The organism is Aeromonas sp. S5(2024), from assembly GCF_041403025.1.
Lineage (GTDB): Bacteria > Pseudomonadota > Gammaproteobacteria > Enterobacterales > Aeromonadaceae > Aeromonas > Aeromonas hydrophila.
In genome coordinates this window covers 537,801-551,998 of the sequence record NZ_JBGLRI010000002.1, presented here as the reverse complement: position 1 = coordinate 551,998, position 14,198 = coordinate 537,801, and the positions used below count along the sequence as shown (strand labels likewise).

The 14,198-nt window shown below is 62.7% G+C and carries 12 protein-coding genes; all 12 read left to right on the top strand.

Annotated elements, in window-relative coordinates; translation table 11 throughout:
* Nucleotides 1-17 precede the first annotated feature (17 nt).
* The 12 genes from infC to ACB032_RS06225 all read left to right on the top strand — a co-directional run bounded on the left by infC (nucleotide 18) and on the right by ACB032_RS06225 (nucleotide 14,155).
* A complete protein-coding gene (gene infC, locus ACB032_RS06280; RefSeq protein WP_208021905.1) occupies nucleotides 18-548 on the top strand; it encodes a translation initiation factor IF-3 in 531 nt (176 codons plus the stop codon).
* Between the two features lie 86 nt (nucleotides 549-634).
* Nucleotides 635-832, top strand: coding sequence for a 50S ribosomal protein L35 (rpmI, locus tag ACB032_RS06275; protein ID WP_005300673.1), 198 nt, complete (start codon nucleotides 635-637; stop codon nucleotides 830-832).
* Between the two features lie 15 nt (nucleotides 833-847).
* Nucleotides 848-1,204 carry a 50S ribosomal protein L20 gene (rplT, locus tag ACB032_RS06270; protein WP_005300683.1) on the top strand — a complete coding sequence of 119 codons (357 nt, stop codon included), beginning with the start codon at nucleotides 848-850 and terminating at the stop codon, nucleotides 1,202-1,204.
* Nucleotides 1,205-1,520: 316 nt separating this feature from the next.
* Nucleotides 1,521-2,504 carry a phenylalanine--tRNA ligase subunit alpha gene (gene pheS, locus ACB032_RS06265; RefSeq protein WP_011706167.1) on the top strand — a complete coding sequence of 328 codons (984 nt, stop codon included), beginning with the start codon at nucleotides 1,521-1,523 and terminating at the stop codon, nucleotides 2,502-2,504.
* Between the two features lie 12 nt (nucleotides 2,505-2,516).
* Nucleotides 2,517-4,916: a phenylalanine--tRNA ligase subunit beta gene (gene pheT, locus ACB032_RS06260; protein WP_101149088.1), complete on the top strand. Its 2,400-nt coding sequence runs from the start codon at nucleotides 2,517-2,519 to the stop codon at nucleotides 4,914-4,916.
* A gap of 3 nt (nucleotides 4,917-4,919) precedes the next feature.
* A complete protein-coding gene (gene ihfA, locus ACB032_RS06255) occupies nucleotides 4,920-5,216 on the top strand; it encodes an integration host factor subunit alpha (protein WP_005300715.1) in 297 nt (98 codons plus the stop codon).
* Nucleotides 5,217-5,270: 54 nt separating this feature from the next.
* Nucleotides 5,271-9,230, top strand: coding sequence for an ATP-binding protein (locus ACB032_RS06250; RefSeq protein ID WP_371137606.1), 3,960 nt, complete (start codon nucleotides 5,271-5,273; stop codon nucleotides 9,228-9,230).
* A 1-nt stretch (nucleotide 9,231) separates the two neighbouring features.
* The gene (locus tag ACB032_RS06245; RefSeq protein WP_219253051.1) at nucleotides 9,232-10,479 is read left to right on the top strand and encodes a response regulator; all 1,248 of its coding nucleotides are present in this window, start codon (nucleotides 9,232-9,234) and stop codon (nucleotides 10,477-10,479) included.
* Between the two features lie 3 nt (nucleotides 10,480-10,482).
* Nucleotides 10,483-11,082: a GNAT family N-acetyltransferase gene (locus tag ACB032_RS06240; protein WP_166464570.1), complete on the top strand. Its 600-nt coding sequence runs from the start codon at nucleotides 10,483-10,485 to the stop codon at nucleotides 11,080-11,082.
* Nucleotides 11,083-11,166: 84 nt separating this feature from the next.
* Entirely contained in the window at nucleotides 11,167-11,940 is a 774-nt protein-coding gene (cobB, locus tag ACB032_RS06235) for a Sir2 family NAD+-dependent deacetylase (protein ID WP_270812386.1), read from the top strand.
* 89 nt (nucleotides 11,941-12,029) lie between these two features.
* Nucleotides 12,030-12,506, top strand: coding sequence for a hypothetical protein (locus ACB032_RS06230; protein WP_043119653.1), 477 nt, complete (start codon nucleotides 12,030-12,032; stop codon nucleotides 12,504-12,506).
* Entirely contained in the window at nucleotides 12,506-14,155 is a 1,650-nt protein-coding gene (locus ACB032_RS06225) for a diguanylate cyclase domain-containing protein (protein ID WP_371137574.1), read from the top strand. Before ACB032_RS06230 ends, ACB032_RS06225 begins: the two co-directional genes overlap by 1 nt.
* The last annotated feature ends 43 nt before the right edge of the window (nucleotides 14,156-14,198 follow it).

Sequence of the window (14,198 nt, the reverse complement as noted above, 5' to 3'; positions counted from 1 at the left end):
TAAAAGGCGGAAAAAAACTGGGCAAGCAACCGCAAGCCCGCGCTCACCGGATCAACGAAGAGATCCGTCTGAAAGAAGTTCGTCTGACTGGTCTGGATGGTGAAGCCATTGGCATCACCTCCATCCAGGATGCCTTGAACTTGGCCCTTGAGGCCGGAGTGGATCTGGTCGAGATCAGTCCGAACGCTGAGCCGCCCGTTTGCCGGATCATGGATTACGGCAAATTCCTCTACGAAAAGAGCAAGACCACCAAAGAACAGAAGAAAAAGCAGAAAGTCGTCCAGGTCAAGGAAATCAAATTCCGTCCTGGCACCGACGAAGGCGACTATCAGGTAAAACTACGCAACCTGGTTCGCTTTCTGGAAGACGGGGACAAGGCAAAGGTCACCCTGCGCTTCCGTGGTCGTGAAATGGCCCACCAGGAACTTGGTATCAAGGTTCTGGAGCGCGTCAAGAACGATCTGGAAGAGCTGGCCGTAGTCGAATCGTTCCCGAAAGTCGAAGGCCGTCAAGCTGTGATGGTCCTCGCACCTAAGAAGAAATCTTAAGGCCCACAAGAAATTGACTCATGGGGTCAGCCCCATGAGTCGGTTCGCCTTGCGATTTTGTTGTCACTCACAATGCGGAGTATGAAATGCCGAAGATGAAAACCAACCGGGGCGCCGCAAAGCGCTTCAAGAAGACTGGCTCAGGTCGCTTCAAGTGCAAGCACAACCACCTGCGTCACATCCTGACCAAGAAGAGCAGTAAGCGTAAGCGTCAGCTGGGACCGAAGTTCTTTGTTTCCGCTGCCGACCACAAACGTGTTGTCGCTTGTCTGCCGTACGCATAAGGGGGGATGTGAAAAATGCCAAGAGTTAAACGTGGTGTGACCGCTCGCGCTCGTCACAAGAAAGTAATGAAAGCCGCCAAGGGTTACTACGGCGCCCGTTCTCGTGTTTACCGCGTAGCGGTACAAGCGGTAACCAAAGCTGGTCAGTATGCCTACCGTGACCGTCGCCAGAAAAAGCGTCAGTTCCGTCAACTGTGGATTGCTCGTATCAACGCAGCAGCCCGTCAGAACGGTCTGTCCTACAGCCGTCTGATCAACGGTCTGAAGAAGGCTTCCATCGAGATCGATCGCAAGATCCTGTCCGATATCGCCGTTCACGACAAGCTGGCTTTCACCGCCCTGGTTGAAAAGGCCAAAGCAGCTCTGGTCTAATCCGGTTCTGTTATAAATGCTAAAAGGAGGCTCAGGCCTCCTTTTTTGTTGTCTGTCATTTGTCGCTTGCAGACGGTGACGACTCGACCATCATGATAGCTAGGCATATGGTTCCATATGCCATCAAACTAAAGTTGTATAGCCAATCACGAACAAGAAGCCGGTCCGGCTCGAAGCCCTACTTGATAACAAAATGATTTCTAGGGAGAAAAGGGCACCTTAACTATGGTCAGTGAAGGGGCTTTTTTTGTATTATTCCCCTCTTGACCTTATTTAGCCTAAAGGCTCCTGTACCGGGAGTGGTGACGAGGAAGACATGCAACAGCTTGAAGAAGTAGTCGGCCAAGCCAGGGCCGAAATTGAGGGCGTAAGCGACATCGCCGCCCTTGACGAAATCCGGGTCAAATATCTGGGTAAAAAGGGCTTTTTTACCGAGCAGATGAAGGGCCTGGGCGCCCTGTCCGCTGAAGAGCGTCCCGCCGCGGGCGCCGTGATCAACCAGGCCAAACAGCAGGTTCAGGATGCCCTGAACGAGCGTCGTGAAGCCCTCGAAATCGCCGTGCTGAACCAGAAGCTGGCCGCCGAGACCATCGACGTCAGCCTGCCGGGCCGCCGCATCGAGAATGGCGGTCTGCACCCGGTGACCCGCACCATCGAGCGCATCGAGCGCCTGTTTGGCGAGATGGGCTTCAAGGTTGCCCGTGGTCCCGAGATTGAAGATGGCTTCCACAACTTCGATGCGCTGAACATCCCGGCTCACCACCCGGCGCGTACCGATCACGATACCTTCTACTTCAATCCTGATTTGATGTTGCGTACCCACACCTCCGGTGTGCAGATCCGCACCATGGAACATCAGCAGCCACCGATCCGCATCATCGCACCGGGCCGTGTCTATCGTAACGACTACGACATGACCCATACCCCGATGTTCCACCAGGTCGAAGGCCTGCTGGTTGACGAGCATGCCAGCTTTACCGAGCTGAAAGGGATCCTGCACGACTTCCTGCGCAACTACTTCGAGGAAGACCTGACCATTCGCTTCCGTCCTTCCTACTTCCCGTTCACCGAGCCGAGCGCTGAAGTGGACGTGATGGGCAAGAACGGCAAGTGGCTGGAGGTGCTGGGCTGCGGCATGGTGCACCCGAACGTGCTGCGTTCGGTCGGCATCGATCCGGAAAAATACTCCGGTTTTGCCTTCGGCATGGGCGTTGAGCGCCTGACCATGCTGCGTTACGGGGTCAACGACCTGCGTGCCTTCTTCGAAAACGATCTGCGCTTCCTCAAGCAGTTCAAGTAAGGGCGAGAGAACATGAAATTCAGTAAATCCTGGGTGATGGAGTGGGTCCGCACCGAGTTGAGTGACAACGCACTGGCCGAGCAGATCACCATGGCCGGTCTGGAAGTGGACGCCGTGGAAGCGGTGGCCGGCCAGTTCAACAACGTGGTGGTGGGTGAAGTGGTCGAGTGCGCCCAGCATCCGGACGCCGACAAGCTGCAGGTGACCAAGGTCAACGTGGGCGAAGCCGAGCTGCTGGACATCGTCTGCGGCGCGCCGAACTGCCGCGCTGGCCTGAAAGTCTGTGTGGCCAAAGTAGGGGCGACCCTGCCGGGTGATTTCACCATCAAGAAAGCCAAGCTGCGCGGCCAGCCGTCTCACGGCATGCTTTGCTCCTTCAGCGAGCTGGGGATCGACGTCGAAGCCAATGGCATCATCGAGCTGCCGCTGGATGCGCCCATCGGCACCGATATCCGCGAATACCTCGCACTCAATGACGTCAGCATTGACGTGGATCTGACCCCGAACCGTGCCGATTGCCTCGGCATCGCGGGTCTGGCCCGTGAAATCGGCGTGCTCAACAGCGTTGACGTGGTCGAGCCGACCTGGGCGCCGGCGGTTGCCACCATCGATGCGACCTTCCCGATCCGGGTTGAAGCGCCGGCTGATTGCCCCCGTTATCTGGGCCGCGTCATCAAGGGGCTGAACCTGCACGCCCAGAGCCCGCTCTGGATGCAGGAGAAGCTGCGCCGTGGTGGCATCCGTTCCATCGACGCCATCGTCGACATCACCAACTATCTGCTGCTGGAATACGGTCAGCCGATGCACGCCTTCGATCTGGCCAAGCTTGAAGGGGAACTGGTGGTGCGCCGCGCCCACGCCGATGAGCCGATGACGCTGCTCGATGGCAACGAAGTGAAGCTTAAAGAGACGACTTTGGTGATTGCCGATGCTAAAGGTCCTGCCTGCATGGCCGGTATCTTCGGCGGCGATCGCACCGGCGTTTCCGAGACCACTACCGACATCCTGCTGGAGTGCGCCTTCTTCGCGCCGCTCTCCATCACCGGCCGTGCCCGTACCTACGGTCTGCACACTGACTCCTCCCATCGCTTCGAGCGCGGGGTGGATCCGCAGCTGCAGGCCAAGGTGATGGATAGAGCCACCCGTCTGCTGCTGGACATTTGTGGCGGAGAGTGCGGCGGTGAAGCGGGCCCGGTCATCGAGGTCAAATCCGATACCCATCTGCCCAAGGCTGCCCCCATCAAGCTGCGTCGCGCCAAGCTCGACAAGGTGATCGGCATCAGCGTGGCGGATGCGCAGGTGGTCGAGATCCTGACCCGTCTGGGTATGCAGGTAACCGTTGAAGCCGACGGCTGGACCGCGCTGGCCCCCTCCTGGCGTTTCGACATCGCCATCGAGGAAGACCTCATCGAGGAAGTGGCCCGCATCTACGGCTACAACAACATCCCGAACCTCAAACCCGCCGCCTCTCTGGCGATGGTGGAGCAGGCAGAAGGGCAGGTGACCTTGAAGCGCGTGCGCGACCTGCTGGTTGATCGCGGCTTCCAAGAAGCGATCACCTACAGCTTCGTCGATCCCAAGGCTCAGCAGACCCTATTCCCGCAGAGCGATGCCATCGTGCTGCCGAACCCGATCTCGGTCGAGATGTCCGCCATGCGCGTCTCTCTGTTCCCGGGTCTGGTACAGGCCGTGGTTTACAACCAGAACCGCCAGCAGCCGCGGGTGCGCCTGTTCGAGCAGGGCCTGCGCTTCATCAAGGACGAGAATGCCGAGAACGGCATCCGTCAGGAGCCCATGCTGGCCGGCATCATCACCGGCAACCAGAGCGACGAGCACTGGGACATCAAGAGCCGCGCTGCCGACTTCTTTGATTTGAAAGGGGATCTGGAAGCGGTGCTGGATCTGACTGCCGAAGGAGCCACCTTCAGCTTCGAGCGTGCCGAGCACAGTGCCCTGCACCCGGGCCAGAGCGCCGCCATCCTGCGCAATGGCGTGGTGATCGGCCACATCGGCGTGATCCACCCGAGCCTCGAGAAGAAGCTGGGTCTGAAGAGTCGCGCCGTCATGTTCGAACTGGAGCTGGACAAGCTGACCCCGGCCAAGGTGCCGGTTGCTGCCGAGGTTTCCAAGTTCCCTGCCAACCGTCGTGACATCGCCGTGGTGGTTGATCGTCATGTCCTGGCCGGTGATGTCCTCGCAGTAATTAAAAAAGTTGGCGGAAATCAGGTAGTTGGAATAAACTTGTTTGACGTATACCAGGGTGCTGGCATGGCAGAGGACAAGAAGAGCCTGGCCATCAGTCTTGTTCTGCAAGACACCCAGCGCACTCTGGAGGAGAAAGAGATTGCCGAGACCGTAGACAATGTCGTGCGGGCCCTTGGTGAAGAGTTGAATGCATCCTTGAGGGATTGATCTATGGCGCTTACCAAAGCCGACATTGCAGAGCACCTGTTCACCCAGCTCGGGATGAGCAAGCGTGAAGCCAAAGATATGGTGGAAGCCTTCTTTGAAGAGATCAGACAAGCGCTTGAGCGTGGTGAACAAGTCAAGATTTCAGGCTTCGGTAACTTTGATCTTCGTGAGAAGAACCAGCGTCCTGGACGTAACCCGAAAACCGGCGAAGATATTCCTATCAGCGCCCGGCGGGTGGTCACCTTCCGCCCTGGTCAGAAGCTCAAGGCCAGGGTCGAAAATGTTGAGCCCAACGAGTGACAAAAAGCCAGGCAGCTGCCTGGCTTTTATTTTTTCATGAGAAAAACCAGCCTATTGTTAGGCCTGCTGCTGGCTGCGCCACTGCAGGCGATGGATCTTCCCCTCTCTCCGGCGGCCAAGGCGTATGCCGATGCCACCAAGTCGCTGACCATCTGTTATCCGGCGCTGATCCGGCCGCCTTATCTCGAGGAGTCGGGAGGCTTGCTGATCGATCAGATGGAGCGGTTGGCAGAGCAGCTCCCTTTTCCGCTCCTGCATGAGAAGCTGCCCAACTGGTCGGCGGTGCAGCGTGGCTTGCTGGAGGGGCGCTGCGATCTCATTCCCAATGTCGGTCCTTCATTGCAGGCCCTGCCGGGCATGGCGCTCAGTCGTGCCATGCTGGAGGCCGAGTCCGCCATCCTCTATCGCGGTGATCTGGAACGGGCGATCTTCCTGGTGTCCCCCATCTGGCAGGCGAACGAGGTGCTCAAGGCACTTTATCCCCGCTCAACCCAGCTGCCCCTGACCGAGGCGGACAACTGGTATGCGGCGCTGGCGGCCGGCAAGGGGACCGCCTACCTCGGTGACTATCTGCAACTGCGCTACCTGATGCGCGAATACCCGGATCAGGGGCTGCGGCTGCGCCGCCTGCGCAGCGATGAACTGGTGGTGAGCTACCGGCTGATGATGCGCGACCAGCCGGAACTGCGCGAGCTCATCGATACCGCCATCCGCTATCTGCCGCCCGGTGCCCTTTACAAGGATCTGGACCGTTATCTGGCGCAGGGGGAGCAGGACATCAACCCGCTTCACTTCACTGACAAGGAGCAGGCCTGGCTGGTCGGTACCTCCCGTGCCATCAAGCTGGTCGTCAACCCGGATTTCATGCCCTACAGCGGTCTCGATGAGCAGGGGGAACTCAAGGGGTGGAGCGCCGACGTACTGCGGCAGGTGAGCCAGCAGACCGGCCTCAACTTCCACGTGATCCCCACCGCCAGCAAGGAAGAAGCGCTGGCCAAGCTGCGCAGCGGCGAGGCAGACATGATGGCCGGCCTGCTGGAGACGCCGGCGCTGACCGATGCCTTCGACTTCACCCGCATCATGGCGCTCAATCGCTATGCCCTGGTCAGTCGCAAGGCGAAGTCGTTCGACACGCTGGCGGCGGTGAAGGGCGACATCGTGGTGCCTGCCACCCTCTATGACGAAGGGATGCTGGCCCGGCTGGGTGGCGAACATCATTGGCGCAAAAGCGACACCCTGGCGCAGGGGCTTGCGGCGGTGCAAAGCGGCGAGGCCGACGCCATGCTGGCCGAGCTCTACCAGCTGCAATACCCGCTTCGCAACAATCAGCTGGACGGACTGGATATCAGGGAGCTACCTCAGCGCTTCGGGCTGGGCTTTGCCATCAGCCATCACAGCCCACGGCTCGCCGGGGTGATGGAGCAGAGCCTGATGGCCTTCACCAGCAGGCAGAACGACGATCTCAATCAGCGCTGGCGCCGGCTGGTGCTGACCCAGCAAGCTGGGGTCAGCTACGGGATCTGGCTGGGATCGGTGTCGCTGGCGCTGTTGATCAGTGCCGGCGTCATCTGGCTGATCTGGCGCTCCCGCCAGCAGCTGGCCCGGGAAGTGAGCCAGCGTCAGGAGATGGAGCAGACCCTGGCGCTGGAGAGCCAATTCAGGGAGTCCCTGTTCCAGGCGCTGCCGGTGCCGGTGTTTCTGCGGGACAACCAGGGCGAGATCATCAAGCGCAACAAGCAGGCCAAGCGGCTGGAAGCGCGCTACCTGGCCGAACTACACCTGCCAGAGGCCCAGTTGCAGGGGGGCGAGGGTGAGATGGCCCTGGGCGATCAGGTCTACTCCTATGCCCAGATCCCGCTTCAGCTTGGCAAGCAGTCGCCGGCGGGAGATCTCATCGCGCTTTCCAACATCAGCGCCCTGCGTGAGCGCACCCGCTTGCTGCGTCAGGCCGAGCGCCGCCTGCGGGCATTGACCAATACGGTGCCCGGGGTGGTGATCCAGTTCCTGCTGCAGCGGGAAGGCATCGCCCAGGTAGAGTTCATCAGCCGTGGCAGCTACGAGCTACTGGGGCTGGCCAGCCAGCAGATCCGCCGCAATCCCGGTCAGGCGCTGGGCCGGCTGGATCAACATGATAGGCGCAAGATGAAGGCCCCCATGCTGGAGATGCTGCAGGCCGGTCAGCCTTTTTCCTACGCGCTGCGCTATGAGCACCCGGGCAAGGGCACCCGCTGGCTGCAGTTCTACGGCCGGGGGCGCAGCCAGTCCGAACAGGGCTGGCGGGTGTACGGGGTGGTGCAGGATGTGACGACCCGGGTCGAGCAAGAGCAGGCGCTGCAGGCCTCCCACGAGCGGGCCGAGCAGGCGGTGCTGGCCAAGGGGCGTTTCCTCGCGGCGGTAAGCCACGAAATTCGTACCCCCATGAACGCCATTCTGGGGCTGCTGGAGTGGCTCAGCCACACCTCCCTCAATGCCGAGCAGCGCTCGGCACTGGCCCACGTTCGCCAGGCGGGGGACGAGCTGCTGGGCCTGCTCAACGACGTGCTGGACTTCAGCCGCAACGAGAACCGGCAGCTGGCGCTCTCGCTGCAACCCACCGATCTGGTGGACTTATGCGAGCACGTGGCGGCCGTGCACTGGTCCAAGGCCCGCTCCAAGCGACTGCAACTGCGGCTGGATCTCGATCATCGACTGCCCGCCCAGGTAGAGCTGGATCCGCACCGCGTGCAGCAGGTGCTGCACAACCTGCTGGCCAATGCCATCAAGTTCAGCTCCCGTGGCGAGGTGGTGCTGTGGGCCCGCCGCGCTGGCTCCCAGCTGTTGTGCGGAGTGGACGACGAGGGGCCGGGTATCAGTGCCGAGCTGCTGCCGCGTCTGTTCCTGCCCTTTGAGCAGGGCGGGGAAGCGGGTCAGCCGCGGGCCCAGGGCACCGGGCTCGGACTTGCCATCTGTCGCCAGCTGATGGAGCAGATGGGGGGCGAGATCCGGGTCGAGCCGCGGCCGACCGGTGGCAGCCGTTTCCTCTGTGCGCTGCCCCTGGTGCTGCTGCAGGAGATGCCGCGCTGGCGGCCAAGGGTGGCCAACGTGCATGTGCAACTCGGCGAGGCGGAGCGGGACTATCTGCTGCCCTGGCTGGGCGAGCTGGATTTGCAGGATGATCCGGCCGGCCCGGTATTGAGCGTCCGGCTGGATGAGCAGGGGCTGCGCTACTGGGACTGGCAGGGGGAACCCTGGGTGCCGGGTTCGGTAGTGAGCCTGATGCAGCCAAGGCTGGTGCCCTCTAGCCAGGGCATGATCACGCTGCCGGGGCAGGGGATGCGGGTGCTGCTGGTCGAAGATCACGAGGTGAACCGGGTGTTGATCAGCATGCAGCTGACCCAGCTGGGGGCCCGGGTGATCAGCGCGGCCAACGGCCAGCTGGCGCTCGATATCCTGCAGCATGAGACGGTCGATCTGGTGTTGACCGACCTGCAGATGCCGGTGATGGACGGCGCCGAACTCTGCCGCCAGCTGCGCGACTCGCCGCGCTGGCAGCATCTGCCCACCTATGTCATCACCGCCGATCTCAGCGAGCAGGCGGCGGCGCAACTGGCCAGCTGTGGTTGTCGCGGGCATCTGGACAAGCCGCTGCTGCTCAAAGACTTGGCCAATCTGCTGCGCGGCCTGGGTGAGCCCGACTTGGTGCCCGCACCCGAGTCACCCCCTCAAAGCGATCTGCCGGCTGAAGGGGAGATCTGGGCAGCGCGGGAGGTGTCGCTGCTGGCGCCGGAGCTTATCCCGCTCTATCTGGACGCAACCGGGCAGGATCTGGCCGACATTGAGCGCTGCGTCACACAAGGGGACGAGATGGCACTTGAAGCCGCTTTACACAAGATGAAGGGGGCCGCCAAAATGGTGGGAGCCACCCCGCTTGTTCAGGTGATCGAGCAGTGGAAACGGGAGCCACGGCAACCCCTGCTACCCCCGCTGCGGCAAGCTCTGGATGAGGTGTGCCGGCGACTACGTGAGAGGCTCTGACATGATCATCACAGATGAAGAGTTACTGGCGTTGCTGAACTCGGAAGAGACGGACGAGCGCCTGTTCCACCCCGTGACCATCTACGCCCTGGATGGGGTCGCCTATCGGACGGCAAAGGCCGTCGAGCTGCCCGAGTTCGCCACCTTGCGCCGTACCCGCCCCGATGCCTGCTGGCAGTGGGAAGGGCTGTTTGCCGCCGGTGCCATCGCCCTGTTCGATCCCGACTCCCATGTGGGGGCTGACTATCTGCCGCAGCTGACGGCGCAGGCCGAGGGTGTCTATCGCCTCACTGACGACTGGCTGGCGGGGGTCAATGGCCGCTACCTGGCGTGGCAGGAGTGGCTGGCCCAGACCCAGGTGCTGCTGCTGGAGGATCACCCGTTTCAGGGGGCCCACATCCAGCAGGAGATCAAGGGGCTGGGGGTGCCCTGTCAGTGGGTGCAGGATGGCAACGCCTGCATCAAGGCGCTGGCCAGCGGCGAGGTCAAGCTGCTGGTGAGCGATCTCAGTCTGGTGGAGCAGGATGCCATCAGCCTGCTGATGAGCCAGCCCCAATACCAGCACAGTGGCTTGCCCATCGTGTTGCTCTCGGCCCACGATCAGACTCTGATCGACGGCGCTCGTCGCCTGCTGCACGACGCCGGTTTCAACGTGCTGGCCGCCCTGGCCAAGCCGCTGCTGGCCGACGATCTGCTGCGGCTGCTCAAGACGCTCTACCTGGGGCCGCAGCGTCAGCGTCGCTTGAGCGGCCTACGCCGCACCATCCGTACTTGGCAGGGGGAAGAGAAAGGGCTGCTCGGGCTCTTGTCCGATCCCCCGTCGCCCTTGCCCATCTGGCTGGCGGTGACCGGCTTGCCGCCGCGCTGGGAGCGGGTACGCGAGTGGCTGCTCCAGCAGGGCCGGGAGCCTGGCGAGCTCACCCTGCTCATCCACCGGCGCGACCACCTGCTGAGCCAGGCGGAGCGTTTTGCCCTGGTGCTGCAGGCCAGTCTGGCGGGGGCCAAGCTGGCACTGCTGCTGGACAACGATCAGCACATTCCGTTCGACTTGCTGGAGCGGATGCCGCTGCAGCACCTGCTGCTGGGACAGAGTCTGCTGCCCGGACTGGAAGCCATGACCCCGGACTCCCTGCTGGGGCGCTTCATCAACCGGGCCAGGGAGCTCGGGATTGCCCTCTATCTGGACGATCCCTTCAACCTGCTGGACAGCAATCTGTGGCGCGATCAGGGCGTGGCGGGGCGCTGGTAGAAGGTGGCCCGCTACCTCTGCTGGCCACCGGACGAGGCCCGGCTGCGACGCGCCCTGGCTGGCTGGCTGCATCCTCATTCGCGGGCAGCCCTGCCGCTGATGATGGAAGTGGGGGGCATTCCCTGCCGCTTGCAGGAGCTGGCGGGGGCCGATCCCGAGCGGATCAGGGCCGCCTATGGCGAGCTCAGTGAACAGAGTGTCTACCTGCGTTTCATGCGCGCCAAGCAGATCCCGAGTGACGAGCAGCTCGCCTTCTTCCTCGATTATCCCAAGGAGCACCAGATCGGGCTGCTGCTGACCGATGGTCAGGGGCGACCACTGGCCCAGGCCCAGTCCATCCGGCGGCGGCTGCACCCGGATCGGGCCGAGTTCTCCTGCATCGTCGCCGATCACTTCCAGCACCGGGGGGCGGGGCGGCGCATCCTGCTGGCGCTGGCCTTGCTGGCGCGCGCCGAAGGCATTCGCGAGTGGATGGCGGAGGTGCTGCCCCAGAATCGCCCCATGCTGGCGCTGCTGCGCGGGCTGGGCTTGCCGCTCACCCTGGTGACGGGACGGGAGCTGGTGTTCGTGCGACTCGATCTGAGCGTGCTCGACACCCTGTAACCGCGTCATAAGACCAAGGGCGAATAGGCCGGTTTTTCACCCTGTGCTAAGGTCAGCCAGAGAGGTCGTCAGAGGGAGTCAGTCATGGTGCAGTCAGCGAAACACATCGTCATTCTTACCGGTGCCGGGATCTCGGCCGAGTCGGGCATCAAGACCTTTCGCGCCTGTGACGGTCTGTGGGAAGAACACAGGGTCGAAGACGTGGCGACGCCTGAGGGCTACGCACGGGATCCCGCCCTGGTGCAGGGCTTTTACAACTCCCGCCGCCACCAGCTGCAGCAACCCCACATCCACCCCAATCCGGCTCACTATGCGCTGGCCCGGCTCGAGCGCCTGCTGCCGGGCTGCGTCACCCTGGTGACCCAGAATATCGACAATCTGCACGAGAGCGCCGGCAGCAAGAACCTCATTCACATGCACGGGGAGCTGCTCAAGGCGCGCTGCCCGGGCTCGGGCCAGGTGATCGAGTGGCGCGGCGATCTGCAGCAGGAGGAGTTGTGCACCTGCTGCCAGTTTCCCCAGCCGCTGCGCCCGCACGTGGTCTGGTTCGGCGAGATGCCGCTCGGGCTGGATCGCATCTACAGCGCGCTGGCCCAGTGCGATCTGTTCATCTCCATCGGCACCTCGGGCGCCGTCTATCCGGCAGCCGGTTTCGTGCACGAGGCGGGATTGAACGGGGCCCACACCATCGAGCTCAATCTCGAACCGAGCGAAGTGGGCAGCCAGTTTGACGAGAAGCGCTACGGTCCAGCCTCGCTGCTGGTACCGGCCTACGTGGATGAGCTGCTGCAAAGCTGCGGCGTCCACCAGCCGGCGCAGATCGAGGGCCATAACTGGATGGAGATGCGCGGTTCCTGAGCTATTGTGCGACTGGACAGTTGCAATGAATCGGTGAAATCGCCACACTGGCAGCCACAAAAAATGGGACGCAGTTGGCGCAAATTACCATGACCGCAGTAAAGCAATGGATCGCTTTTTTCCTCCTGATGCTGGCCAGTGCCGGCGCATCGGCCTCGATCCCCCTGATGACCCTGGTGCTGCCAGGCGGCCAGCAAGTGACCCTCGATGAGGCGGCCCTGTCCGCCCTGCCGCAGACCGAATTCACCACCACTACCCCTTGGACCCAGGGCGCCCACCACTATCGCGGGCCGACCCTGGCGGCCGTGCTGGCGGCGCAAGGGATCCTGGATGCCCGCAAGATCGCCGTCTCGGCCCTCAACGGCTATCAGCAGGTGGTGGATCTGGCTCTGTTCGACGGCGTGCCGCTGACCCTGGTGCGCCAGGAGGACGGCAAGCCGCTGACCCGGCGCAACAAGGGCCCGCTCTGGCTGCTCATTCCGTTTACCACCTACCCCAAGCTGGACGTGCCTGCCATCCACAACTGCATGGTGTGGCAGGTAACCCGCATCGAGATCGTCGATTGATGGGGCTATCCCGCCACAAACTGCTGTTGGTTGCGGTGTCGCTGCTGTTTCTGCTCTCCTCGGGCAGCAGCCTCTATCTGCAGCATCGCCAGGAGCAGCTGGTCGATACCTTCTACCGCAATATCCACTGGAACATCAGCCAGGTGATGCTGGAATCCCAGCGTTTCCTCTACGACCTGCAGCTCTACCGGGCCGGCCGGCTGACGATGGAGACCCTGAGCCTCGATTACGATCTGCTGTGGAACCGGCTCGATATCTTTCTCATCAGCAGCGAAACCGCCGAGGCGCGCCAGCGGCACGGGCTCGGCAAGGCGCTGGCCGGACTGTTCGAGCAGATCAAGCAGCTCGAACCCCAGATGGAGGCCGGCGCGCTGCGCGAGGGGGCCGAGCTTGCCCGCTTGCAGGAGGCGATCGCCAGCCAGACCCACCTCATCGAGCAGATTGGGGATCAGATCCTCTCCGGCCAGGAGCGAGAGCATTCGGTCAGCCAGATCCGCAGCAGCCTGTTCTGGCTGCAGATCTGGCAACTGATCCTGCTGCTGACCGGCGGCGCCCTGGTGGCCGCCCTCATTCGCGCCAACCTGGCGAATCGCCGGCTCGCCCTGCTCGATCCCCTGACCCGGCTTGGCAACCGCCGTGCCCTGCAGGAGCAGCTCTCCCGCGCCCTGCATGCCGGCGAGGCGAGCGCCCTGGTGGTGCTCGATCTCAAGCGCTTCAAGCAGGTCAATGATCTGCTCGGCTATCAGGTCGGAGATCGACTGTTGCAGGCGGTGGCCGACAAGCTGCAGCAAGCCCACGGTGGCCATGCCTACCGGCTCGGTGGCGACGAGTTTGCGGTGGTGTTGACCAGCGCGGATGGCGCGCTGGAAACCCGCATTCATGAGCTGGTGAGCCTGCTCCATTTCGAGTTCGTGACCCGGGAGTGCAGCTTCGATCTGGCCTGTCGGCTCGGGGTCGCCAAGGCGCAGCAGCAAGATGCCGGCCGGCTGCTGGATCAGGCCATCCTGGCTCTCAATCAGGCCAAGCGCAGCCAGGAGGGGGACATCTGCTGGTTCGAACCGGCCATGCTGCAGCAGTTGCAGCTGAGCCAGCATCAGCTTCATCAACTGCGGGGCTGGCTGGCCGGGCGCGAGCCTGCGCCGCTGCGAGTGGCGTTGCAGGGGCTGACGGACGGGCAGGACAACGACCTGTGGCAAATGACGCTCTACTGGCGTGAGCAGGGGGCGCCCTGTCCCATGCGCTGGCTGCAGGAGTGCGGCGTGCTGGGTCCCGTGCTGGCCCGGTTGCTGCAAGCGCACGAGGCGCAGCATGCCGATGGGCGGGCGTTGCTGCTCCCGCTCGACAACCAGGCCCAGCTGGCCCATGTCGTGGCCTATCTGCCGGACTCCTCCCGCAGGCCGCTGGTGCTGCTGGTGCCGACGCTGTTGCTGGATGCAGCCTTGCTGGCGGGATTGCGGCAGCAGGGGTGCATCCTGGCGCTCAGAGACATTGGCAGCGCCACCCCGGCCCAGCTGGCGGCCGGCTGGCCTGTCCGCTATTGGTTGCCAGATGACGCGGAGCACAGCGAGCTGTTGCAGCCGCTGGCCCGGCGACTGGGGCTGATGCAACTGCAGGTGCTGGCGGGCGGTGAGGCAAGGCAGCGGGCCTGAGCACAAATGGTGGTATTGAACCGGCCAGAGACAACACGCAGCA